Consider the following 23,083-nt stretch of genomic DNA (forward strand, 5'->3'; position numbering starts at 1 on the left):
CTAACCTTCGACCTCACGAGGACGATGGCACGGCCCATGCATGAGGAGGAACAGAATTTGACAAGCATTTCCCTTCGAATCGCGCTGGCGCAGATGATGAGCGACGTAAATATCGATGAGGTTTGCGCATCTGCTGCGGCTGAAGGTGCCGCCATCATCTTATTTCCGGAGATGTTCTCAAACGGGTACAGTCGCTTTGATTCCGAGAATGCGGCGTCCCGGCAGGCTTGGATCGACGCGGCAATACCGCTTGATGGTCCCTATCTGGATAGATTTCGACAAGCTGCGCGCAATAATGGTCTCGCGATCGTGGCAACGTTCCTTGAGTACGGAGAGGCAAAACCTTTCAACGCGGCCGTAGTGATCAATGACAGCGGCGAAATCATCCTCCATCAGCGCAAGCGACACATTTGCTTTTTCGACGTCCCGGAAGAGGCTTGCGCCCCAGGCGATGGCTCAAGAGTGGCAAAGCTGAAGACAAAAGCGGGCGAGGTTGCGATCGGCATAATGATTTGTATGGATCGGGAGTTTCCCGATGTAGCATCGGATCTCGTTCGGAACGGCGCGGAGATTATTCTCGTTCCAAACAGCTGCCCACTCGTGGACGATCCAAGCGTAGGTGACGTGCGCGTGGCGGGGGTGCGAGCACTGGCCTTCCAGTCCGTCGTGGGGATAGCCGTGGCCAATTATCCGGTACCGAAAGACGACGGTCGTTCTTTCGCCGTCGATCCGCTAGGCAAGGTTCTTATTATGGGCGGCAAGCAGCAGGAATTGGTCATAGTAGACTTCGATATCAATGAGATCAGGGCTGTTCAGAAGCGAGAGTGGTTCCGACGAGCCCGATGACCTGTGTTGACGCCGTCCCATTGCTGGGTTCCGTTATCTCCGAACCGCTAAATACTTCCTGATAAAGGTATTGGCTCGTTTATTTTCCAGTCAGCACGGACGTGACTCTGATATCGCCGACATGGATGCCATTCCAATTGCGCATCGAGGTTGCGGCAAAGGCCGTCAGGGCGGCGTGCACTTCGCTTTCCGTCTCGAAGAAACGGGCAAGTGTCGCCGCCACCGTGGCTTCGGCGGCGCGGGTGGCGCCATCGTCGCATTTCAGGGCGATGGCGATGCCCTTTTCCGGGATCGCGGCGCAGAAGACGCCCTCGGCGCCTGTCTTGGCGAAAATGCGGCCGGGGGCGAGCTGCATCAATTCCGTGCAGGCGCGACCGGTACCGGCGACATAGAAGGGCTCGGCCATGCAAGCCTCGATCAGCCGGCGGGATGCCTTGGCGCGCAAAGGTTCCAAGCCGACGCCCGTCGCCATTTTTGCAAAGCCGTGGGCAAGGCTCTTGAGCGGCACGGCATAAGTCGGAATCGAGCAGCCGTCGGTGCCGCAGCTCTCGGCACCGAGCACGGCGCCGGTCAGGCTTTCTATCGCCGCGCGGATCTCGACCTGCAGCGGGTGCTCATAGCCGACATAACCCGTCGGTTCGATATCCTGATGGCAGCAGGCGCAGATGAAGCCGGCATGTTTTCCCGAGCAATTGTTGTGCAGCGCAGTCGGCGCATCGAGCGCACGGGCCTGCTGGATCAGGACCTTCTGGCTCATCGACCAATGGGCGCCGCATTCCAGCGCCTCGGCATTGCGGCCGGCCCGCGACAGCATGGAGGCGGCAAGCGCCACATGCTCGTCCTCGCCATTATGCGAAGCACATGCGAGCGCCAATTCCTTATCGCCAAAACCATAGGCATCGGCCGCGCCGCTCTCGATCAGCGGCAGCGCCTGCATCGCCTTGCAGGCCGAACGCGGGAAAACGGCGGCTTCGATATCGCCGAGCGAGAAGACGAGCTTGCCGTCACCATCGACGACAGCCACCGAACCACGATGGCGGCTTTCGACGAGCAGGCCACGGGTAACTTCGACGGTGACGGGATTGGTCATGAGCTCTCATCCGGATGCTGGCGGGATGCCGCAGGCATAACGCGTCGCGGCGCGAAAGCCAACGGGGTTTGGCCCACCCTCCGTCATGCTCGGCCTTGAGCCGAGCATCCACACCCGCACCCGCACCCACCAGCGGTGGCAGCATGGATCCTCGGATCAAGCCCGAGGAGGACGGAGTGTGGGGTGGGCTTCTGCAGCAAGAACCGCAATGCGGGGCGGATCAGGGGGATAATTGCGCCCGCCGCCGGTCGTTGTTGATGAGGCTGCTCGGGGAGCGCCAGCTTTGTCCGCCTCCTGTGAAAAGCAGACCTTGAGGTTAGGCGTATCGGCACACTATCTTGCAACCCAGTTCGCATCGAAGGAATTGTTTTGCAATCCGGCCTGGGTATTTTTCACGGTCGTCTCTCTCTGCCTGGCGTGCTGGCTGGCGCGCCGGCCCACGAGGACGAGCGTTGGAGTCATCCTTGGAGCGCTTCTGGGGTTGGTCTTGATATCGATTGCGTCAGTTCTGGTCGGTTTCCTCGGTAACGTTCTGCCCTTGGGCCAAATCGATTTCTAACTTTCCAGTTTGACAGCGCAGACCTGACGCAGACAAACATCACAAAAATTGACCGCGACGATCGAAAACTATCGTTTTCCTGATGTGTCCCTTCCCGCTAAAGGTGATGCATCAGGAACCGTCCCATGTCATCCACCCTCTCCTTGATCCTGCGCGACAAACGGATCCGTATCCCGGCCGTGACGCTTGTGGCGCTCGCCTTCACCTATGCTTCGACCGCGCCCTATCAGTCGATCATCGGGATCAACGAACTGAACTTGAGCAACGGCACCTATTCGGCGCTGATCTTCTTCTCGGCGATCGTCAACGTCACAACCAGCCTGACGCTCGGCATCTGGTCGGACAGGCTGAAAGAGCGGCGGCCGCTGGTGCTGGGGCTTTCGGTGGCCGGCATGCTCGGCTTCGGGTCGATCGCGATCTTTCACAGCCCTGCCGTCTTCATCGTCTCGACACTGTTGCTGGTGCCGATGAGCAACTCCACCTATTCGCTGCTCTTTGCCAGCCTGCGTGCCAGGACCAACCAGATGGATCGCGGCCAGGCGGCGGGGATCACCGCAACGGTGCGGGCGCTGTTTTCCGGCTCGTGGGCGGTGGCGCCGGGGATGATCGGCCTTTATCTCGTCAATTCGCCGTCGATGACGCCGGCTTACGGGATCGCCGCCCTGGCAAGCTGCACCTGTTTCTGCCTATATTTCTTCTTCGCGCCTGGAAACGGCACGGCCGGTCCCTCCCCCGATCAGCCCGGCTTCCTCGCATCGCTGAAGCGGATTTTCATGCCCTATGTGCTTGTGCGCGTCATCGTCATGGCGCTGCTCTTCGGGCTGCAGCGATTAAACAGCATGCTGCTGCCGCTGATCATCACCCATGCGGCTGATGGAAGCGTGGTCGATGTCGGCTTCATCGCCGGGCTGACGGCCTTTCTCGAAATGCCGTTCATGATGATGTGGGGCATGGCGCAGCGGCGGTTCCGCACCGTGCATGTCCTGGCCTTCGGCGCGCTGATCTACTGTGCCTATCTGCTGCTGCTCGGATTTGCCTCAGCGCCCTGGCACATCTATGCGCTGCTCCTCCTCAACGCCTGCGGGGCGGCGGCAATCCTCAGCGTGCCGATCACTTATCTGCAGGACCTGATCGCAGACCGGCCGGGGCTCGGAACCTCGCTGATCTCGCTCAACACCTTCATCGGCACCGGCATCGCCGCCGGGCTCTTCGCCTTCGGCACATCGGTCAGCGACTATTCCGGCACCGCCTTTGTCGGCGCGGCCGCAGGCTTCGCGTCGATCGGTGTCCTGCTTTATCTCGAAAGCGCCAGGCGGCAGGCGCGGCAGCCGGCCTGAAGCGCGAGCTGCCTGCGCGTGCTCCGCCTCAACGCGGCGTGATGCGATAGGCGCAGCGGCGGGCGCCCAAGAGGATGTGTTCGCTGCGCTCGACCTCGGCGCCGAGTGCAGCACGGAAGGTTTCGAGTTCGGAGCGGCAGAAGCCGGCGCAGGCGGTGGCCGCCGCGCAGATCGGGCAGTGGTTTTCGACCAGCATGAAGGAGCCATCCGCCTCCTGCCAGTGATCGGCCATATAGCCCTCGCGGGTGCGGATGGCGGCAAGACCTTCGACACGCGCGGCAAGGTCGCCGGCATTTTGCAATTCCAGCCGATAGCGCTGCAGCGCCTCGGCCTCGCGGGCCGAGATGACAGTGTCGAGGGCCGCGGGTCCGAGCTGTTCGACCAGCGTGCCGAGCAGGTTTGCCGTCAGTTCGGCATGACCGTCCGGGAATTGGCGGTTGCCCGCGGCAGTCAGGTGCCAGAGCTGACGCGGCCGGCCCCTGCCCGTGGCGCCGACGGTGACCGGCTCCACCAGCCCCTGTTCCGCCAGCTTGGCGAGCTGCTGACGGGCGGCCTCGCCCGATATGCCAAGCACATCACCGATCGCGGCGCCAAGCTGCGGGCCGTCGGTCTTTATCAGGGTCATTCCATGTCCAATATCGACCAGACTGCGGCCATCCCCGCCACCAGCTCCCTCCTGCGCCTCTTCCTGCCCGAGCACCTGCCGGCAACGTTGATGCTTGCCGGCGGCGTTATGCTTTACGCGGTCGAGAGCTACATCACGGCGACCATCGCGCCTTCGATCGTGCGTGATATCGGCGGGCTGGCGCTGTTTTCCTGGGCACCAGCCTGTTCGTCGCCGCCGCCGTGCTCGGCTCGATTTTCGTCGCCATGCGCCCGCGGGGGATCGGGCTTCGCGCCATCTATGTGATCGCCGCGCTGGTCTTCGGCGTCGGCAGCCTGATCGCCGCAGCCGCGCCGTCCATGCCGGTGGTGCTGGTCGGACGCGCGGTGCAGGGTCTCGGTACCGGAGCGCTTGCCGCGCTTGGCTATGCCTTCATCCGCTTCGTCTATCCCGAGCCGTTATGGACAAAGGCGTCGACGCTCTATGCGGCGATCTGGGGTGTGGCGACCGTTATCGGGCCGACGCTTGGCGGCTTTTTCTCCGCCGGCAGCAACTGGCGCTACGCCTTCATCGTGCTGATGCCGCTCGGCCTGGTGATGGCGGTTCTGGCGCCGCGGCTGTTGCCCGAGGTCGAAGACGACCGCGAGCAGGCGAAAACGCCGATTGCCCAGATCGGGCTGCTGCTCGGCGCCGTGCTGATGGTCGGCACCGCCGGGACGATCGAGGTGACGGCCGCGAAAATTGGCCTGATCGCGGCATCGATCGCTGCGGTCGGCGGCATGCTCCTCATCGAAAGTCGAAGCCCGAACCGGCTGCTGCCCTCCGGCGCGGTCAGCCTTTCCAGGCCGATTGCGCGTGTCTACCTGACGATGCTGGCCATGACCGTCGTGCTCGTCAGCGACGTATTCATTCCCTATTTCCTGCAGGTGCTGCACGGGGTGACGCCGCTTGTTTCAGGTTATCTGGTGGCACTTGTCGCCCTCGGCTGGACGTTTTCGGCTTTCCTCAGCGGCTCGCTGACCGGCGGTCGCGCGCAGGCGGCGATCGTTGCCGGCGCGCTCATCGAGGCGGCGGCGACCATTTCGCTGGCGGTCTTTCTCGCGCGCGACAATCCGCAGGCGCATATGCTCTTCATCGTGCCGGCGGCAGTCGGCATGTTCATGATGGGCTTCGGCGTCGGGCTCGGCTGGACGCATCTCGTCGCCATGGTTCTGACGCTCGTCGCCGACAGCGAACTGGACAAGGCTTCGGCGGCGATCCCGACGATGAGTTCGCTCGGCGGCGCTTTCGGTGCTGCCTTTGCCGGCGTCATCGCCAATGGCGCCGGCCTCGTCGATCCGGGCGGCGTTGCCGGGGCGCTGTCGGCAGCCTACTGGCTCTATCTGCTGATTGCGCTGCCCGGCGTTCTCGCCATCGGCGTGTCACTGTCACTTAGAACAGGATGATTTTAGGCCCGGTTGGCCCAAAATCTGAATCCTGTTCTAAATTAAAGAGTTAGAGCATGATATCATGAGAAAACCGCTCACACTTTTCGGCATCATGCTCTAGCCGACGCTGAGCATGATCTTACCAACATGGCTGCCGTCTTCCATCAGCCGATGGGCTGCGACGACCTCTTCGAAGGCGAAGACCTTGTGGATGACGGGGGCGATGGTGCCGGCGTCCAAAAGCGGCCAGACCTCGGAGAGCAGATCGTCGCGAATGGCGCGTTTTTCCTCCGCCGTGCGCGGGCGCATGGTGGAACCGGTGACCGTCAGGCGCTTGACCATGATCGGCGACAGATTGACCTTTTCGGCAACAGCCCCGCCGAGGAAGGCGATGATCGACAGGCAGCCGTCTTTTCCGAGCGAGGCGAGGTTGCGCTCGAAATAGGCGGCGCCGATCATATCGAGAATGATATCGACGCCCTGGCCGGTCTCGGTCTTGATCACCTCGGCGAAATCCTCGCGTCTGTAGTTGATCGCACGTTTGGCGCCGAGCCTTTCGCAGGCCGCGCATTTCTCGCTTGAACCGGCCGTCGCATAGACCTCGGCGCCGAAAGCGCGGGCGAGCTGGATCGCCGTCGTGCCGATGCCGCTGGAGCCGCCATGGATCAGCACGGTCTCGCCTTCGGTCAGCCCGGCCATCTGGAAGAGATTGGCCCAGACGGTGAAGAAGGTTTCGGGAAGGGCCGCGGCCTTCACCGCGTCATAACCCTTGGGAAAGGGCAGGATCTGGCCGGCCGGCAGCAGGCAATATTCGGCATAGGCGCCGCCATTAGCGAGGCCGCAGATCTTGTCGCCGACGCCGTAGCCGCTAACGCCAGGGCCAATCTCAACGATTTCGCCTGACAGTTCCAGGCCAAGGATCGGGCTTGCATCCCTGGGCGCGGGATAGCTGCCCTGGCGCTGGGCGACATCGGGGCGGTTGACGCCGATCGCCTCGGCGCGCACGAGAACCTGCCCCTCACCGGGCACCGGCAGCGGGCGTCTGCCGATCGTCATCACCTCCGGGGCGCCGAAGGACTTGAGATCGATGAAACGCATTTCCTGGGGCAGTGACATGGCGCGACCCTCCCTGATCGGAACCAGGAAATAAGTCAGCCCCGCGGGCTTGGGAAGGCTTGATGTGGCAAGGGCGTCAATTCGCCTCGCCCAGCAAGTGAAAGACGAGACCTTCGTCGCTCTCCTTGGCGGCCGACTTGATGACGGCGATCTCAGCGCTGACGCGGTTGATATCGTCGATGACCAGGCCTTTCGGCAGTTCGATGACGCCGATCGAGCAGCGCATCAGCGGAAACAGCGCCTCGGCGCCGGCGCGATCGTGTCCGAGGATGCGGCCAGCGGCGCGATGCTCGTCGGAATAGAGATCGAGCACATCGTCGTGAAAATCGCTGATCAGCCGGTCGAGAATTTCCGTCAGCTCCTCCTGCGTCCAGCCGACGACGCCGATGAAGAAGTCGTCGCCGCCGACATGGCCGAGAAAATGGCGCTCGGCGAAGAAATAGCGGCACATCAGCGCGGCAAACAGCGAGATGGCATGATCGCCGAGATGGAAGCCGTAAGCATCGTTGAATGGCTTGAAATTATCAAAGTCGCAGTAGCAGAAATGGCGGACCTCATCGCCGTCGCGGCCGGACTGGCGCATGAAATCGCGGATGGCGCGATTGCCCGGCAGGCCGGTCAGCGGGTTCTGGTCCTGGGCTGTCTTCAGCTGCTTCTCGTTGATGACCTTGATCAGCGAGGCGGCGGAGACGACGCCGGCATAACGCATATTGTCGGTGAGGATCAGGCAGTTGCTGCCTTCCATATTGGCGAAGATCGCCATCAGTTGCTCGGCATCGCTGTCGAGGCCGACGATCGGGGCCATTTCGACGAAATGCGAGATGCTGCGCTCATACATCTTGTTCTTCAAGAGATCGCGGCCGAAGGGCTGGTAGATATATTCCTTAAGGTGCTGCTCGTGAATGATGCCACGCGGCTCGCTATTGGCGTTGAGCACGGGAAAGAAAGCCTGGCGCGGATTGCGGCGGAAGAGTTCGAAGACGCTGTCGATGCTGTCGTTCTCGTAAACCGTCGGCAGGAATTCGATCTGCTTGCGGATGAGGATTTCGTCGAGCGATTGGCTGCCTCGCTTGGTTTTTCCGAGCTCCTGCAGATGCGGGAAGGACGGCGCCAGCTCCGACATATGCGTCGTCGGGCGGGAGATGAACCAGCCCTGGACGAGGTCGACGCCATATTCGCGGCAGGCGATGAATTCGGCCTCGGTCTCGATGCCTTCGGCGATGACGCGGGTGCCGAGCACATGGGCGATGTTGACGATGCTCTTCAAAAGATGGCGCTTGCGGGAGCTGCGGTCGAGCTCGGCGACGAAATGGCGGTCGATCTTCAGGTAATCGACGGCATAGTCGCAAAGCAGCTTCATCTCGCCGTGACCGACGCCGAAATCGTCGATCGCCAGCTTGAAACCTGCCTTGCGCAGCTTGGAAACGAGCGCGGCAAATTCCGGCACGCTGGTGTTGTCGAAACGTTCGGAGAATTCGAAGCAGACGGAGGACGGCGGAATATTGGCCTTCCGCAGGTGCTGCAGCAGGCTCTCGACCAAGCGTTCGCCATGCGGGATGAGCCGGACATCGAGATTGAGGAACAGCGTCGAGGTGGAGAAATTCGACAGGGTGGCGAATTTGGCGAGCGCGCGGCTCGCCAGCATCTGTTCGAGCTGCAGCAGTTGGCCGGCCTGATGGGCCTCGTCGAGAATGTCGACCGGGGTGTCGAAGCCGATACGCTCCTGGCCGCGCATCAGGGATTCGTAACCGAACACCGTGCCGGTGCCGGCCTCGACGATCGGCTGAAAGGCGTTCTCGACCACGAGCTTGGCAAGCGTGACGATCTGGTCGCTGGCATAGCGGCGCAGGACGCCGGGCTCGACGGTGGCAACCAGTGAAGTCCCGCTCTTCATTTGGCTGATCTCCACTGTGACTTGTTCTTCTTGGTCAGAAAGATGCACCGGAAGGATCAATGAACCCTTTCGCCAATATGAAAGTTTTGTGAAAGACGCAGGGCACGACCACGCGTTCCGCGTTCATCTTGAATTTCAGAATACAATCAGGCGCTTAATCAGGCGGAGCGGCGGCGCTCTGCCTCGTGATCAGCGAACATGTCGGCGACGCATCTGCCGCCGGACGGAGCGCCCTCGTCGTCGAGGACATCGTCGCGGAATTCGTTGAGCTTGCGGGCGGTGTCCCAGAGGCGGAGCGCCTCGCGGACGACCTCGCTGCTCGAGGCATAGCCGCCTGTGTCGACGGCGGCGCGGATGCCCGCTGCCTGTTGCGGAGAGATGGAAACGGTGACCATCGGCATGAACTTCCTCCCTTTTTATTGAGGCAGAACCCTGCCTTTGGGGGACGCATGACCATTTGCGGCTATCGCACACAGGACCACCCGCTTTTGGCGATCGGTCCATACCCCTTTAGTCTAATCCCCTGTCATGCCCTTGTCAAAATAGGGGTATCAAAAAGGCTTCAGCCGCGCATGCCGAGGCCGAAGGCAATCATGGTCGAGCCCTGGATGATGAGATCGACGGCCAAGAACAGACCGAGGATCCAGAGGCTGTTCACCGGCCAGCCCAGCGCGATGACGAAGCCGGCCAGCGCCGTCATGACGCCGCTGGTCGCGATCCAGCGCCAGCCCTTCAGCGGCCGCATCCGCATCCCGACCCAGAGACGGAAAATGCCGGCCACCAGCAGCGCAATGGCCAGAAACAAAGTCAAGGCGGCCGAGGTGAAGATAGGATTGATGAAGGCGCAGATGCCGGCAAGCACGTAAAGCACACCGCTCAGAGCCCAGAAGAGCACTTGATCCCAACGGCGCACCTGAAAAGCGTGGATGAGATAGATGACGCCACCCGCCAGCATGAGCATGCCGACATAAAAGACCGAAGCGACGGTCGCCATTAGCAGGTTGCTAAGAGCGATGAGGCCACAGATTAGAAGCAGCACGCCGAGGCCGAGGAACCAGACCCATTTCGACCGTAGCGGGGATCCGGGCATTTCGTTGAAGACGCTGGTCATGGCACACCTCCTGATCAACTTTGAATATGTTGCGCCCGTTTCTCTGGAAAAGATCTGCGCGAAATCAATTCGGTCAATATTTTTGTTGATTGATCAGTCAATCAAAAATATCCTTATCGAAAATGCGTGAGGAGTTGGCGCTTTGCCGAAAGTCGGAATGGAGCCGGTGCGTCGCAAGGCGCTCGTTGATGCGGCGCTGCGGGTGATCGGCGATCACGGCTCGCTTGCCGTCACCATGTCCGACATTGCCCGCCAGGCTGGCGTGTCGCCGGCCCTTGCCCATCATTATTTCGGCAGCAAGGAACAATTGCTGATCGAGACGATCCGCTCGCTTCTTAGGCAACTGCGCAGCGATACGGTGGCGGCGCTGATGGCAGCGCAGACGCCGCGCGCCCGGCTTTCGGCCGTCATCCGTGTCAACTTCCACGCCGACCAGTTCGCGCCAGACACGATCGCCGCCTGGCTTGCCTTTTACGCCGAAGCGCAGCGCTCGGAGGAGACGCGGCGTTTCCTGGTGATCTATGCCCGCCGGCTGCGCTCCAACCTGCTTGCCGATCTCAAGGCGCTGCTGCCGGCCGACGCCGCAGAACGCATCGCCGAGGGCGCTGCGGCGATGATCGACGGGCTCTACATCAGGCAAAGTCTGAAATCGGCACCGATCGGCATCGAAGCCTCGATCGCACTGACAGAGGATTATCTGAATGCGCTTCTGGCCGCCACCTTCCCTTCCAGCCGAGATGGGACAACCACATCGAACATCCAAGGACAAATGACATGAAAGCCCAGCCGAGAGCCTCGCACTTCATCGACGGCGAATATGTCGAGGACACCGACGGGACCGTCATCGAGAGCCTCTATCCGGCGACCGGCGAGGTGATCGCCCGGCTACATGCCGCAACGCCCGCGATTGTCGAGAAGGCGATTGCCGCGGCCAGACGCGCCCAGCCGGAATGGGCGGCGATGAGCCCGATGGCGCGCGGACGCATCCTCAAACGCGCCGCCGACATCATGCGCGAGCGAAACCGGGCGTTGTCGGAACTGGAAACGCTCGATACCGGCAAGCCGATCCAGGAGACGATTGTCGCCGATCCGACCTCGGGCGCCGATGCCTTCGAATTCTTCGGCGGTGTCGCACCGGCCGGCCTCAATGGTTCGCATATCCCGCTCGGCCAGGATTTTGCCTACACCAAGCGGGTGCCGCTCGGCGTCTGCGTCGGCATCGGCGCCTGGAACTATCCGCAGCAGATCGCCTGCTGGAAGGCTGCGCCGGCGCTCATCTGCGGCAATGCCATGGTTTTCAAGCCCTCGGAAAACACGCCGCTCGGCGCCTTGAAGATTGCCGAGATCCTGCACGAGGCGGGGCTGCCGAAGGGGCTTTTCAACGTCATCCAGGGCGACCGCGATACCGGGCCGCTGCTCGTCAACCATCCCGATGTCGCCAAGGTGTCGCTGACCGGATCGGTGCCGACCGGGCGCCGGGTGGCGGCGGCGGCGGCCGGCAATCTCAAGCATGTGACGATGGAACTCGGCGGCAAGTCGCCGCTCATCGTCTTCGACGACGCCGATCTCGATTCGGCGGTCGGCGGCGCCATGCTCGGCAATTTCTATTCCACCGGCCAGGTCTGCTCGAACGGCACCCGCGTCTTCGTGCAGAAGGGGGTCAAGACCGAGTTCCTGAAGCGGCTGAAGGCGCGCACCGAGGCGATGCTGATCGGCGATCCGCTTGATGAGGCGACGCAGATCGGCCCGATGGTTTCCTGGGCACAGCGCGAGAAGGTGGTCGCCTATATCGAAAAGGGCAAGGCCGAGGGCGCAACGCTTGTCGCCGGCGGCGGTATTCCCAACAACGTTTCCGGCGAAGGCTATTATGTGCAGCCGACGGTGTTTGCCGACGTAACCGACGACATGACCATCGCCCGCGAGGAGATCTTCGGGCCGGTGATGTCGGTGCTCGATTTCGACGATGAGGACGAGGTCATCACACGCGCCAATGCCAGCGAATTCGGCCTGTCAGGCGGCGTCTTCACCGCCGACCTCACCCGCGCCCACCGCGTCGTCGACCGGCTGGAGGCCGGCACGCTCTGGATCAACACCTATAATCTCTGCCCGGTGGAAATCCCCTTCGGCGGCTCGAAACAATCCGGCTTCGGCCGCGAGAATTCGCTGGCGGCGCTGGAGCATTATTCCGAGCTGAAGACGGTTTACGTCGGCATGGGGCCGGTGGCGGCGCCTTATTGAGAGTGAGAAGACCCCTCCCCAACCCCTCGCCACGAGGGGGAGGGGCTAGAATGCCGCACCGGTTTTGCCTCCCCTCGATCGCACCATTTGCGGCGCTGATTTCGGAGTGAGGCAGTGCCGCAGGTTAAGCCCCTCCCCTTGTGGGAGGGGTTTGGGGCGGGGTCTTGATGTCCCGAAGTCTTCGGGGACCGTGCAAAGGAATTTAAGGGAACGCCATGCAAGCAGATTTCGTCATCATCGGCTCGGGCTCGGCGGGGTCCGCCCTCGCCTATCGCCTGTCGGAAGACGGCAAGAATTCCGTTCTCGTCATCGAGGCGGGCGGCAGCGATTTCGGGCCGTTCATCCAGATGCCAGCGGCGCTTGCCTGGCCGATGAGCATGAAGCGCTATAATTGGGGTTATCTGTCCGAGCCGGAACCCAACCTCAACAACCGGCGCATCACTGCGCCGCGCGGCAAGGTGATCGGCGGCTCCTCCTCGATCAACGGCATGGTCTATGTGCGCGGCCACGCCGAGGACTTCAACCGGTGGGAGGAGCTTGGCGCCGGCGGCTGGGCCTATGCCGACGTTCTCCCCTATTTCAAGCGGATGGAGCATTCGCATGGCGGCGAGGAGGGCTGGCGCGGCACAAACGGGCCGCTGCATGTCCAGCGCGGCGGTTTCACCAATCCGCTGTTTCGCGCCTTTGTCGAGGCCGGCAAACAGGCGGGCTTCGAGACGACCGAGGATTATAACGGCAGCAAGCAGGAAGGCTTCGGGCTGATGGAGCAGACCATCTTTTCCGGCCGCCGCTGGTCTGCCGCCAATGCCTATCTGAAACCGGCGCTGAAGCGGGACAATGTCAATATCGTCTACGGCTTTGCGCAGAGGATCTTGATCGAGGACGGACGGGCGACCGGCGTCGAGATCGAACGCAACGGCAAAATAGAGGTGGTGAAGGCGAACCGCGAGGTGATCGTCTCGGCCTCCTCGTTCAATTCGCCGAAGCTGTTGATGCTGTCGGGCATCGGTCCCGGCCAACATCTGCAGGACATGGGCATTACGGTGAAGGCCGACCGGCCGGGCGTCGGCGCCAATCTGCAGGACCATATGGAGTTCTATTTCCAGCAGGTCAGCACCAAGCCGGTGTCGCTCTATTCCTGGCTGCCGTGGTTCTGGCAGGGCGTGGCCGGCGCACAATGGCTGCTCTCGCGCGGCGGGCTCGGCGCCTCCAACCAGTTCGAGGCCTGCGCCTTCCTGCGCTCCGCCTCTGGGCTGAAGCAGCCCGACATCCAGTATCACTTCCTGCCGGTGGCGATCAGCTATGACGGCAAGGCGGCGGCCAAGAGCCACGGCTTCCAGGTGCATGTCGGCTACAACCTGTCGAAGTCGCGCGGCAGCGTGACGCTGCGTTCGTCCGACCCGAAGGCCGATCCGGTGCTGCGCTTCAACTATATGAGCCATGCCGAGGATTGGGAGAAGTTCCGCCACTGTGTGCGCCTCACCCGCGAGATCTTCGGCCAGAGCGCCTTCAACGACTATCGCGGGCCGGAGATCCAGCCGGGCGAAGGTGTGCAGAGCGACGCGCAGATCGACGCCTTCCTGCGCGAACATCTGGAAAGCGCCTATCACCCCTGCGGCACCTGCAAGATGGGCGCCAAGGACGATCCGATGGCGGTGGTCGATCCGCAGACCCGGGTGATCGGCGTCGATGGCCTACGCGTCGCCGACAGCTCGATCTTCCCGCACGTCACCTACGGCAATCTGAACGGCCCCTCGATCATGACCGGCGAGAAGGCCGCCGACCACATCCTCGGCAAACAGCCGCTGGCGCGCTCCAACCAGGAGCCCTGGGTCAATCCCAGGGCGGCGGTCAGCGATCGGTGATGGCTGGAGATATGGTGCGGATCGAAGACTGGTGGGGGCGGCGATTTCCGACGAAAGAGGTGGTTCTTTCCCCGCAAACCGGTTTAGGAAGAAGCTCTGTTCAACTTCCGCTCCCGGCATGCCAGTGTTGTATCGCAAGTCCCGACTTCTTCGCCGCTCCCGTGTTCTCTGGGGTTCCCTCGCACTCTGGCGCCCACGGCTGATCTTCTGGTTCGGCGCTTGCGCGATCGGCATCATCAGTGTCGGCTTTGCCAGGCTGGCCGATCTCGCCCAACGCGCCTTTGCCGGCATAACAGCCTCCGGCGAATGGGGCTTTCTGCTGCCGCTCGTCGTCACGCCGCTCGGTTTCATGCTGTCGGCCTATCTCGCCGCACGGTATTTCCCGAACGCGCAGGGCAGCGGCATTCCGCAGGCGATCGCCGCCCGGCATCTGCGCGATCCGGAAGACCGCACCCGCCTGCTGTCGCTGCGGCTGGTCTTCGGCAAGATCGTGCTGACGGTGGTCGGTCTCCTCAGCGGCGCATCGATCGGCCGCGAGGGACCGACCGTGCAGGTGGGCGCATCGATCATGCTGGCGGTCGCTCGCTTCGGCGGCATGGCGCAAGCCCGCGGGCTGATCCTTGCCGGTTCTGCGGCCGGCATCGCCGCCGCCTTCAACACGCCGCTCGCCGGCATCGTCTTCGCGATTGAGGAGATGAGCCGCACCTATGAATCGCGCGCCAACGGACTGGTTCTGACCGCCGTCATCCTGTCCGGCCTTGCCGCGCTCGGGCTCGCCGGCAGCTATAATTATTTCGGCTCGACATCCGTTGCGCCGGCATCGCTGCGCGACTGGGAACTGGTGCTCGTCTGCGGCATCGGCGGCGGCGCCCTTGGCGCTGCATTCAGCGGGCTGGCGCTCTATGCCGGCCAGCATGTGCGCCGCTTTGCGCAGCCGCAACCGCTGCGGCGGATGGTAATGCTGGCGGCCGTCTGCGGCCTCGCCGTCGCCGCCGTCGGCATCCTGTCGGGTGGTACGACCTTCGGCACCGGCTACGACCAGGCGAAGGGTGCCGTCGAGGGCAATCCCCTGCCCCTGCTTTTCTTCCTCGAAAAGCTTGTTGCCGGCTTCCTGTCGATGATTTCGGGAATCCCGGGCGGCATCTTCGCGCCCTCACTCGCCATCGGCGCCGGCTTCGGCAGCACGGTCGGCCAATTGATGGGCAGTGGCATCGCCCTTGCGGCGATCCTCGGCATGGCCGGATATTTCTCCGGCGTCGTACAGGCGCCGATGACGGCCTTCGTCATCATCCTCGAGATGACCGGGGATCACGAGGCGGTCATCCCGATCATGGCAGTGTCGATGATCGGCTACATCACCTCGCGCCTGCTATCGCGCGAGCCGCTCTATCACGGCTTGTCGCGCGTCTTCATTGCCGCGGCGATCCGGGCACGGCGCGCCAGGGAACTGGCGGAAAGCTAATCACGCCACCAGGCGTGACGTCGGCCCAAGGCATCGATTGCGGTCACTCGGCAGGGCGATTTGCCGGACTCTCCGGCTCTGCTCCAAACTCCGCAACGACGAATGAGATGATGCTTCGCACGCGTGGCGTCATGCGCCGATCCCGGTGGTAGACGAGTGACATAGGCCGCTCACGCAGATGCCAATCGGGGAAGAGCTGGACGAGAAGGCCGGCCCGGATATCCGAAGCCAGCAGGATGGCAGGCTGCATAACGACACCCAATCCGGCACGAGCGGCCATGCGCACGGCCTGACCGCTATTGACGGTGATCGACAATCTGGGCGCGACCTCGACCTCATCCTTGCCTTTCGACAGCCTCCAGGGCGAGCGCGCCGCCGGGGTGAAACCAATGGTTTCGTGGCCGGAAAGCGCGCTTGGATGGGCAGGATTTCCATGTCGAGCGAGGTAATCCGGTGACGCGCAAATCATCATTCGATAGGGAGCGAGCTGACGCGCGATGAGGCGGCTGTCGGGCAGGTCCCCGATGCGGATCGCGATGTCGAAACCTTCCTCGACGATATCGACGTTACGATCGGTCAAGGTAATATCCAGCATCACCTCGGGAGCGATCTCTCGGTAGCGTTGCAAAGCCGGCATCAGCACCTCCGCCCCGAACGTCGCCGGCGCCGTGACCTTCAAGAGGCCGCGCGGTTTCGTCTGCGATGCCTCGGCGTCCTGATCCGCAATAGCCACCCGCTCCAGAATATCCCGGCACTGCTCGACATAGCTCTTGCCGAAATCCGTCAGGCTCTGCCGACGCGTGGTTCGGTTGAGGAGGCGCGTACCCAGCCGTTCCTCCAGTGCGGCGACGTGTTGCCCGACCATTGCCGGCGAGATGCCAAGCTTGCCCGATGCTGCGCTCATCGAGCCTTCCTGGACGGTTGTGACAAATACCTGCATGGAACGAAAGAGACCCATTCAATACTTCTGCTTTTAAATGATCGCGTATTTTCCCCAATTATCATGAGTAAGTGCTCGAATTACAACCGCCTCGACGCAATCATTCAAGGAGCAAGACATGACGCGAACGCGGTTCATCGGCAAAACGGTTCTCATTACAGGTGCTGGAACGGGGATGGGCCGGGCTGCCGCCCTTCGCCTAGTGGCGGAAGGAGCCGAGCTCGTCCTCGTCGGACGCCGCCCCGAGCCGATCAATCGACTGCTTGGAGAGATCGAGGCATCAGGCGGTGCGGCCATCGCAATTGCCGGCGATATCGCCGACAATGAAGCCATCGCCGCGATTGTCGAGAAGACGATCGCACGCTTCGGACGGCTGGATGCGGTCTTTGCCAATGCCGGAGTTCTCGGCGAATTCAAACCGTTGGCAGTGACGGATGGAGACGATTTCGACGCGCTGATCGACACCAATCTCAAGGGCACCTTCTTCACGATCAAACACTGCCTGCCCTTCCTGGAAGGCGGCAGCATTCTCATCAACGCCTCGTGGACAGCAGCCGGCGTGATGCCGGGTGCTGGAGCCTATGCCAGCACGAAGGGGGCGTTGCTTGCGATGATGCGGACCCTGGCGGCGGAGCAAGGACCTCGCAACGTCAGGATCAATGCCATCAATCCAGGGATTATTCTCACACCCATGGCGGATGATGTTATCGATCCGCCTTTTGCTGCAAGGCTAGCCGCCCACACACCGCTTCGGCGAAATGGAACGTCAGAAGATATCGCAGGTACTGTCGCCTGGTTGCTTTCCCATGATGCCGCCTTCGTCACCGGGCAAGAAATCACCGTCGATGGCGGCTATACGCTAGGAGGTCTACGCCCGTAGGGTGGAGATACCGGTCTCGCTGCCCCAGCAAAAGACGCGCGACCGCACCGGGGATAGCCGGCCAAAGCCGCTTAGGCCAGCAGCCGGGTGACTTCGGCGCCGTGTCTTGGGCCGACGGCGTCGGCGATGGTTGTCGAGAACAGCACCTTGCGGGTGGCGTCGGCGACCTTGGCGAAGACGTGACGGATCTGGCAGTTCTGTTCGCCGTCGCAATCGTCGCACCGGCGGTAGGCGGTGATCGACAGGCACGGCAGCGGCGCGATCGGGCCGTCGATGATGCGCAGGATCTCGCCGAAGGTGATGGTGTGGGCGGGCTTCAGCAAGAGATAACCGCCCTGTTTGCCGCGACGGCTGACGACGATGCCGTGATGCTTCAGATCGAGCAGGATCTGTTCGAGGAACTTTTTCGGGATCTTCTGCTGGGCGGCGATATCGGAAATCATCACCGGTTCGTCGGCATCGGCATCCGCCAGAACCGTCAGCGCCCGCAGCGCATATTTCGCCTTTTGCGTAATCATCTCAGACCATCGACACACAGGCGGCGCGAATCTCCGCGCCGCTACGGAATTACTTTCGCCTCTATGGCACAACCAGCATGAACGGAATTTGAACGCGCCGGAGAAAGCCTTGAGGACTAAGCGTTTTCGGCCTTGTTTTTCCCTCTCGGCCGAACTGTCACAATCTACGCTTAAACCGCCCTTTCTGCACCTTTTTCGGCATCACTTCAGATTTCGGATTGACAGGCCGCGTGTAACTCTACTATTTTTATAGACATACCAGCTGTTCGCGGGGATTTTTGTCCCCGGGCGGCTGTTTTTTTGCATTGCGGCAGCTTCGGAGAGATATTTGCTCCTCTGGCCGCAGCTTTCGAAATCCCTTTTTCTGTCCGATCCAGGATTGAACTGCGATACTCCCGTCAACAAAGGACAGGATTCTCATGACTGTTATCAATACGATTGCGGAAGAAGGGCCCATTGCCGAAGCCGAGGCGCTGAACGACAAGCTGGCAGGTCTCGACCTGGCCGGACGTCTGTCGCTGGTCTCCGGCCTCGGGGGCCGCGTGGTGTTCACCACCTCGCTCGGCATCGAGGACCAGGTGATCACCGCCGAGATCGGCACGCACCGCCTGCCGATCGATATTGCGACGCTGCAGACCGGCCGGCTGTTTGCCGAGACGCTGTCGCTGATTACCGAGACGGAAAGCCAGTACGACGTAAAGATCCAGCGCTACGAGCCCGAGAAGGCCGATATCGACGCCTATGCGGCGCAGTATGGCCTCAACGGTTTCTACGAGAGCGTCGAAGCCAGGCATGCCTGTTGTGGCGTGCGCAAGCTTAAGCCGCTTGCGCGCGCACTCGAAGGGGCAACGATCTGGATCACCGGCCTGCGCCGCGGCCAATCGGCCAACCGCGCCGAGACGCCCTTTGCCGAATACGACGCCGAACGGCACCTCTTGAAGGTCAATCCGCTCGCCGATTGGGACTTGGAGGCGATCAAGGCCTTCGTGTCCGACAACGGCGTTCCGGTCAATCCGCTGCATGCCCGCGGCTATCCCTCGATCGGCTGCGAGCCCTGCACCCGGGCGATCAAGCCCGGCGAGCCGGAACGCGCCGGTCGCTGGTGGTGGGAGCAGGACGAGACGCGCGAATGCGGCCTGCATGTCGCCGAAGAGGCCGCCGTCATCGCCGCACAATAATCAACTTCACGGCTTACCGAACCCGGGCGCGGCCACCGCCGCAGCCTTGGGAAAGCCAGCATCAGGAACTGCTTTGCGGCGAACCGCAAAGGATCGACAGTCTGGAGTAAAACATGCCCGATAGCCGTCCGGATACGGAACTCAGCAATCCCCAGAGCGCCAAGGCGCCACTCGACCCGCATCTGAAGGCGCTGGAAAACGAATCCATCCATATCTTTCGCGAGGTCGCGGCCGAATTCGAGCGTCCCGTCATGCTCTATTCGATCGGCAAGGACTCCTCGGTGCTGCTGCATCTGGCGCGCAAGGCCTTCTATCCCGGCCGCGTGCCCTTCCCGCTCCTGCATGTGAACACCGGCTGGAAATTCCGGGAGATGATCGCTTTCCGCGACGAGACCGCTAGGAAGTACGATCTCGACCTGATCGAGCACATCAATCCGCGCGGTGCGGCCGAAAACATCACGCCCTTCACCCATGGATCGGCTGCCTTCACCGACATCATGAAGACCGAGGGCCTCCGCCAGGCGCTCGATGCCGGCCAGTTCGACGCCGCCTTCGGCGGCGCGCGGCGCGACGAGGAAGCCAGCCGCGCCAAGGAGCGCATCTATTCCTTCCGCACGCCCGACCATCGCTGGGACCCGCGCAACCAGCGGCCGGAACTCTGGAACGTCTATAACGGCATGATCCGCAAGGGCGAGAGCGTCCGCGCCTTCCCGCTGTCGAACTGGACGGAGGTCGATATCTGGCGCTACATCCAGGCCGAGGACATTCCGCTGGTGCCGCTCTATTACGCCAAGAAGCGGCCCTTCGTTGAGCGCGACGGCATGATGATCCTGGCCGAGGATCCGCGTCTCGAACTGCTGCCCGGCGAAGTGCGCCAGGAGGGCATGATCCGCTTCCGCACTCTCGGCGACTTCCCGCTGACCGGCGCCATCCGCTCACAGGCCACCACCCTCGAAGAGGTGATTGCCGAACTCGAAATCGCAACGGTGTCCGAACGCCAGGGCCGCGCCATCGACCGCGACCAGTCCGGCTCCATGGAAAAGAAGAAGCGTGAAGGATATTTCTGAGATGACCGCAGCCCAAACCGCCGTCTCGGCCGCCACCGTCGTCAGCCTGCCCGCCGCCGAGCCGCAGAAGGCCCAGCGCGACACGCGCCCGCTGCGCCTGATTACCTGCGGCAGCGTCGATGACGGCAAGTCGACCCTGATCGGCCGCCTGCTCTGGGACACCAAGGCGGTCAAGGAAGACCAGGCCGCCACGCTGCAGCGCGATTCCACCGGCAAGCAGAACGATCTCGGCCTGCCCGACTTCGCGCTGTTGCTCGACGGCCTGCAGGCCGAGCGCGAGCAGGGCATCACCATCGATGTCGCCTATCGCTATTTCTCGACCGACAAGCGCTCCTTCATCGTCGCCGACACGCCCGGCCACGAGCAATATACCCGCAACATGGCGACCGGCGCCTCGACCGCCGATCTCGCCATCCTGCTGGTCGACGCGCGCTTCGGCATTCTCGACCAGACACGCCGTCACGCGACGATCGCTTCGCTGCTCGGGATCAAGCAATTCGTGCTTGCCGTCAACAAGATCGACCTGACGGGCTACGACCGCGCCGGCTTCGACAAGATCAGCCATGAATTCCGGGAATTTGCGCTGTCGCTCGGCGTCAAGCAGATCACCGCCATTCCGATGTCGGCGCTGAAGGGCGAAAACGTCGTCTATTCCGGCCAGGCCGCCATGCCTTGGTACAGCGGCCCGACACTGGTGGAGACGCTGGAGCTTGCGACCGTGCGCTCGTCGCAGACGGTCGGCTTCCGCCTGTCGGTGCAGCGCGTCTCGCGCCCGGGCGAAAGCTTCCGCGGCTATCAGGGCACGGTTGCCGGCGGCTCGGTCAAGCCGGGCGACAGCGTCATGATCCTGCCATCCGGCATGGTCGCCAATGTCTCCAAGATCGTTACCTTCGATCTGGTGCGCAACGCTGCCGTCGCCGGTGATGCGATCACCCTGGTGCTCGATCGCCAGGTCGATGTGGCGCGCGGCGACATGATCGTCTCGATCGACGCTCAGCCGCAGGTCGGCCTTGCTTTCGACGCGCAGATCGTCGCGCTGCAGCCCGAGGGCATCGAGCCCGGCAAACGCTACTGGCTGAAGAGCGGTTCGCGGCGCCAGCGCGTCCAGGTGCAGCCGCTCAGCCAGCTCGAGCTGAAGACCGGCACCTGGACTGCCGCCCAGCGGCTCTACATGAACGCTATCGGCAAAGTCCGGCTTGTCTTCGACGAAGCGGCGATCTTCGACCCCTATGAGCAGAACCGGCTGTCCGGCTCCTTCATCCTGATCGACCCGGAGACCAACAACACGGTCGCCGGCGGCATGGTGACAGGCAAGCGCACGGAACTCGGCGGCCTGCACAATGGCGAAGGCCGCGTCATCCTCTCGCTCCCGGCCGATCTTGCCGAGCAGATCATGGCCAGCGAACTCTTCGCCAGCCGCAGCCATGAAGCCGAGGTGCGCCGCATGACGGCGGCCGAAGCAGCCGACCTCTGGTCGAGCGCTGCAAGCGATATCTGATGAGAGATAAGGGGCCAGCAAAACTGGCCCCTTCTGTGAGGCCGAACCCGCAGGCTGCGGACTGGCGGATTCCTCGCGAACGGCGCTGTCGCATTTCAGCGTTGAAATCGAGCAGATCCTCGGACGTTGCACGCCGGCTTTCGGCCCGAAGCGGCCAAACTCCTAAAGCTCTTTTTTCATGCATGCCGTTACCCCGGAACCGCTGCACACTTCCGGGCGACATGCATTAGCCTTAAGGCCTTTGCCTTGTCCGGCATTTTTCAAGCCACTTAGGCGGGATCAGATTAATCGCAAGACCCTGCTCTCAGAGTTGACCCGACACCATCTTCATGATGAGCGTAATACGTTGAGCCCGGAAAGTGGGTCTTATCCTGCCGTGACGTTCAAGCTCCGCCAAACCGTGAAGTGCCGCCCAGAAAGTTTCGGTAGCGGTATCTACATCCTGAGAGAACGGCGCGATCACCGTCGCCATGGCTCCGAAGCCATCGCGAAGTTGGGCTGGCGTGTCGGATCTGGCGAAGTGGAGCCCAGTCGGCAGGACGAACATCGCCTCGTACATCGCAGGGCAAGCGAAAGCGAAATCGAGATAGGCGGCTGCGACGTCTTCCACTCGCGCCTTTGACGTGGACGATGGGTGGATCGCAGCGCGGAGCGTCGCAGCCAATTCGCCGAAGCCTTCAAGCGCGACTGCTCCGACGATCTGATCGCGATTTTCGAAATGCGAATAGAGAACTGGCTGGCTGTATTCTATCTCCTCGGCGAGACGCCGGATCGTGACGGCAGCCCAGCCGTCGCGTTCTGCGATCGTCCGTGCAGCTACGACGATCCTGCGTTCACGGTCGACCCGCTCTCGAGCCTTGCGTTCGCTGATACCCACTCAGTGCCCCAATCTTCATGCGCGCGATTTTTCCTGGCGCGAAATTATCAAAAGGAACATTGATTGACAAACTAGCATTGCTAGATTATATAACGTTGATATATAGAAAAGACCTAGACGGGACTTCCAATGAATATTTTCACAAGCACATCATTCGGTACCATCTTCATCTGGCTGGCCGCCGGCGCGTTTCTCGTCGGCGCCATCGTCAATGCAAGTGGACATCCGAAAATCCGCATGGGTTTCGTGCGACTTGGATTTCCTTTCTGGTGGTGCTGGGTCACGGCCGCCTTCGAGCTCGTAACTGCGGTGCTTTTGGTGATAGCCGGCACCCGATATATCGGGGTCGCGTTGGGCGTCTCGATTATGCTCGCCGCGATCGTAGCCATTGTTCGTATCAGGAACTATCGGGAGCTCCCGCCACCTCTCGCGTTCCTGTTGCTCCTGGCACTGGCGAGTGTCACCGGCCATGCCTGAATATCGCGCGGTACAGTGCCATCCAGATGAAACCTGGGCGTACGGCCCCAAAAGTCTCCATCGCCAGACGTCGGTTGTCGCCCAATCCCCTGTCATCGC

The 23,083-nt window shown here is 62.2% G+C and carries 19 protein-coding genes and 2 pseudogenes; 12 read left to right on the forward strand and 9 right to left on the reverse strand.

The annotated features are described in order from the left end of the window. Window positions 1–57: 57 nt before the first annotated feature. Window positions 58–846, forward strand: coding sequence for a carbon-nitrogen hydrolase family protein (locus FHX03_RS00695; RefSeq protein ID WP_097627761.1), 789 nt, complete (start codon window positions 58–60; stop codon window positions 844–846). A 79-nt stretch (window positions 847–925) separates the two neighbouring features. On the opposite strand, the gene FHX03_RS00700 is transcribed toward FHX03_RS00695, so the two are convergent. Then, on the reverse strand, window positions 926–1,936 hold the full coding sequence (locus tag FHX03_RS00700) for an asparaginase (RefSeq protein WP_097627527.1): 1,011 nt from the start codon (window positions 1,934–1,936) through the stop codon (window positions 926–928). 684 nt (window positions 1,937–2,620) lie between these two features. Between FHX03_RS00700 and FHX03_RS00705 the strand changes: the two genes are divergently transcribed. Further along, a complete protein-coding gene (locus FHX03_RS00705) occupies window positions 2,621–3,832 on the forward strand; it encodes an MFS transporter (protein WP_097627524.1) in 1,212 nt (403 codons plus the stop codon). A gap of 28 nt (window positions 3,833–3,860) precedes the next feature. Here FHX03_RS00705 and FHX03_RS00710 read toward each other — a convergent pair whose 3' ends face one another. Beyond that, window positions 3,861–4,457, reverse strand: coding sequence for a helix-turn-helix transcriptional regulator (locus FHX03_RS00710; protein ID WP_097627522.1), 597 nt, complete (start codon window positions 4,455–4,457; stop codon window positions 3,861–3,863). Between the two features lie 3 nt (window positions 4,458–4,460). On the opposite strand from FHX03_RS00710, the pseudogene FHX03_RS00715 reads away from it, so the two are divergent. Next, window positions 4,461–5,881, forward strand: a pseudogene (locus FHX03_RS00715) (MFS transporter). A 99-nt stretch (window positions 5,882–5,980) separates the two neighbouring features. On the opposite strand, the gene FHX03_RS00720 reads toward FHX03_RS00715, so the two are convergent. The 4 genes and pseudogenes from FHX03_RS00720 to FHX03_RS00735 form a co-directional block, all read right to left on the reverse strand. Next, on the reverse strand, window positions 5,981–6,979 hold the full coding sequence (locus FHX03_RS00720) for an NAD(P)H-quinone oxidoreductase (RefSeq protein WP_097627518.1): 999 nt from the start codon (window positions 6,977–6,979) through the stop codon (window positions 5,981–5,983). Window positions 6,980–7,055: 76 nt separating this feature from the next. Then, a pseudogene (locus FHX03_RS00725) lies at window positions 7,056–8,917 on the reverse strand (GGDEF domain-containing protein). Window positions 8,918–9,031: 114 nt separating this feature from the next. Further along, window positions 9,032–9,274, reverse strand: a complete 243-nt coding sequence (locus FHX03_RS00730) for a type II toxin-antitoxin system ParD family antitoxin (RefSeq protein WP_003587881.1) — start codon at window positions 9,272–9,274, stop codon at window positions 9,032–9,034. A 161-nt stretch (window positions 9,275–9,435) separates the two neighbouring features. Next, a complete protein-coding gene (locus FHX03_RS00735; RefSeq protein WP_097627514.1) occupies window positions 9,436–9,984 on the reverse strand; it encodes an HdeD family acid-resistance protein in 549 nt (182 codons plus the stop codon). A gap of 157 nt (window positions 9,985–10,141) precedes the next feature. Between FHX03_RS00735 and betI the strand changes: the two genes are divergently transcribed. The 4 genes from betI to FHX03_RS00755 all read left to right on the forward strand — a co-directional run bounded on the left by betI (window position 10,142) and on the right by FHX03_RS00755 (window position 15,549). Beyond that, on the forward strand, window positions 10,142–10,762 hold the full coding sequence (gene betI, locus FHX03_RS00740; RefSeq protein WP_246699188.1) for a transcriptional regulator BetI: 621 nt from the start codon (window positions 10,142–10,144) through the stop codon (window positions 10,760–10,762). Then, on the forward strand, window positions 10,759–12,222 hold the full coding sequence (gene betB / locus FHX03_RS00745; protein ID WP_097627509.1) for a betaine-aldehyde dehydrogenase: 1,464 nt from the start codon (window positions 10,759–10,761) through the stop codon (window positions 12,220–12,222). The genes betI and betB overlap by 4 nt, the downstream gene beginning before the upstream one ends. 215 nt (window positions 12,223–12,437) lie before the next feature. Beyond that, the gene (gene betA, locus FHX03_RS00750) at window positions 12,438–14,087 is read left to right on the forward strand and encodes a choline dehydrogenase (RefSeq protein WP_183852002.1); all 1,650 of its coding nucleotides are present in this window, start codon (window positions 12,438–12,440) and stop codon (window positions 14,085–14,087) included. A 118-nt stretch (window positions 14,088–14,205) separates the two neighbouring features. Beyond that, the gene (locus FHX03_RS00755; RefSeq protein ID WP_183852004.1) at window positions 14,206–15,549 is read left to right on the forward strand and encodes a chloride channel protein; all 1,344 of its coding nucleotides are present in this window, start codon (window positions 14,206–14,208) and stop codon (window positions 15,547–15,549) included. Between the two features lie 43 nt (window positions 15,550–15,592). Here FHX03_RS00755 and FHX03_RS00760 read toward each other — a convergent pair whose 3' ends face one another. Then, window positions 15,593–16,507, reverse strand: a complete 915-nt coding sequence (locus FHX03_RS00760; protein WP_183852007.1) for a LysR family transcriptional regulator — start codon at window positions 16,505–16,507, stop codon at window positions 15,593–15,595. A gap of 100 nt (window positions 16,508–16,607) precedes the next feature. Here FHX03_RS00760 and FHX03_RS00765 point away from each other — a divergent pair, with 100 nt between their 5' ends. Continuing rightward, window positions 16,608–17,369 carry an SDR family NAD(P)-dependent oxidoreductase gene (locus FHX03_RS00765; protein ID WP_183852009.1) on the forward strand — a complete coding sequence of 254 codons (762 nt, stop codon included), beginning with the start codon at window positions 16,608–16,610 and terminating at the stop codon, window positions 17,367–17,369. A 71-nt stretch (window positions 17,370–17,440) separates the two neighbouring features. Here FHX03_RS00765 and FHX03_RS00770 read toward each other — a convergent pair whose 3' ends face one another. Next, the gene (locus FHX03_RS00770; protein ID WP_003569590.1) at window positions 17,441–17,887 is read right to left on the reverse strand and encodes an RrF2 family transcriptional regulator; all 447 of its coding nucleotides are present in this window, start codon (window positions 17,885–17,887) and stop codon (window positions 17,441–17,443) included. 419 nt (window positions 17,888–18,306) lie between these two features. Between FHX03_RS00770 and FHX03_RS00775 the strand changes: the two genes are divergently transcribed. The 3 genes from FHX03_RS00775 to cysN all read left to right on the forward strand — a co-directional run bounded on the left by FHX03_RS00775 (window position 18,307) and on the right by cysN (window position 21,630). Beyond that, a complete protein-coding gene (locus FHX03_RS00775; protein ID WP_097627499.1) occupies window positions 18,307–19,065 on the forward strand; it encodes a phosphoadenylyl-sulfate reductase in 759 nt (252 codons plus the stop codon). 113 nt (window positions 19,066–19,178) lie between these two features. Beyond that, on the forward strand, window positions 19,179–20,132 hold the full coding sequence (cysD, locus tag FHX03_RS00780) for a sulfate adenylyltransferase subunit CysD (protein ID WP_064837453.1): 954 nt from the start codon (window positions 19,179–19,181) through the stop codon (window positions 20,130–20,132). A 1-nt stretch (window position 20,133) separates the two neighbouring features. Beyond that, window positions 20,134–21,630 carry a sulfate adenylyltransferase subunit CysN gene (gene cysN, locus FHX03_RS00785; protein ID WP_183852011.1) on the forward strand — a complete coding sequence of 499 codons (1,497 nt, stop codon included), beginning with the start codon at window positions 20,134–20,136 and terminating at the stop codon, window positions 21,628–21,630. 304 nt (window positions 21,631–21,934) lie between these two features. Here cysN and FHX03_RS00790 read toward each other — a convergent pair whose 3' ends face one another. Further along, window positions 21,935–22,507 carry a TetR/AcrR family transcriptional regulator gene (locus FHX03_RS00790; protein ID WP_097627495.1) on the reverse strand — a complete coding sequence of 191 codons (573 nt, stop codon included), beginning with the start codon at window positions 22,505–22,507 and terminating at the stop codon, window positions 21,935–21,937. Between the two features lie 129 nt (window positions 22,508–22,636). Between FHX03_RS00790 and FHX03_RS00795 the strand changes: the two genes are divergently transcribed. Then, complete coding sequence (locus tag FHX03_RS00795) at window positions 22,637–22,984, forward strand: DoxX family protein (RefSeq protein WP_183852013.1); 348 nt, start codon at window positions 22,637–22,639, stop codon at window positions 22,982–22,984. Window positions 22,985–23,083 lie beyond the last annotated feature (99 nt).

The sequence above is a fragment of the Rhizobium sp. BK456 genome, from assembly GCF_014194045.1.
Lineage (GTDB): Bacteria > Pseudomonadota > Alphaproteobacteria > Rhizobiales > Rhizobiaceae > Rhizobium > Rhizobium redzepovicii.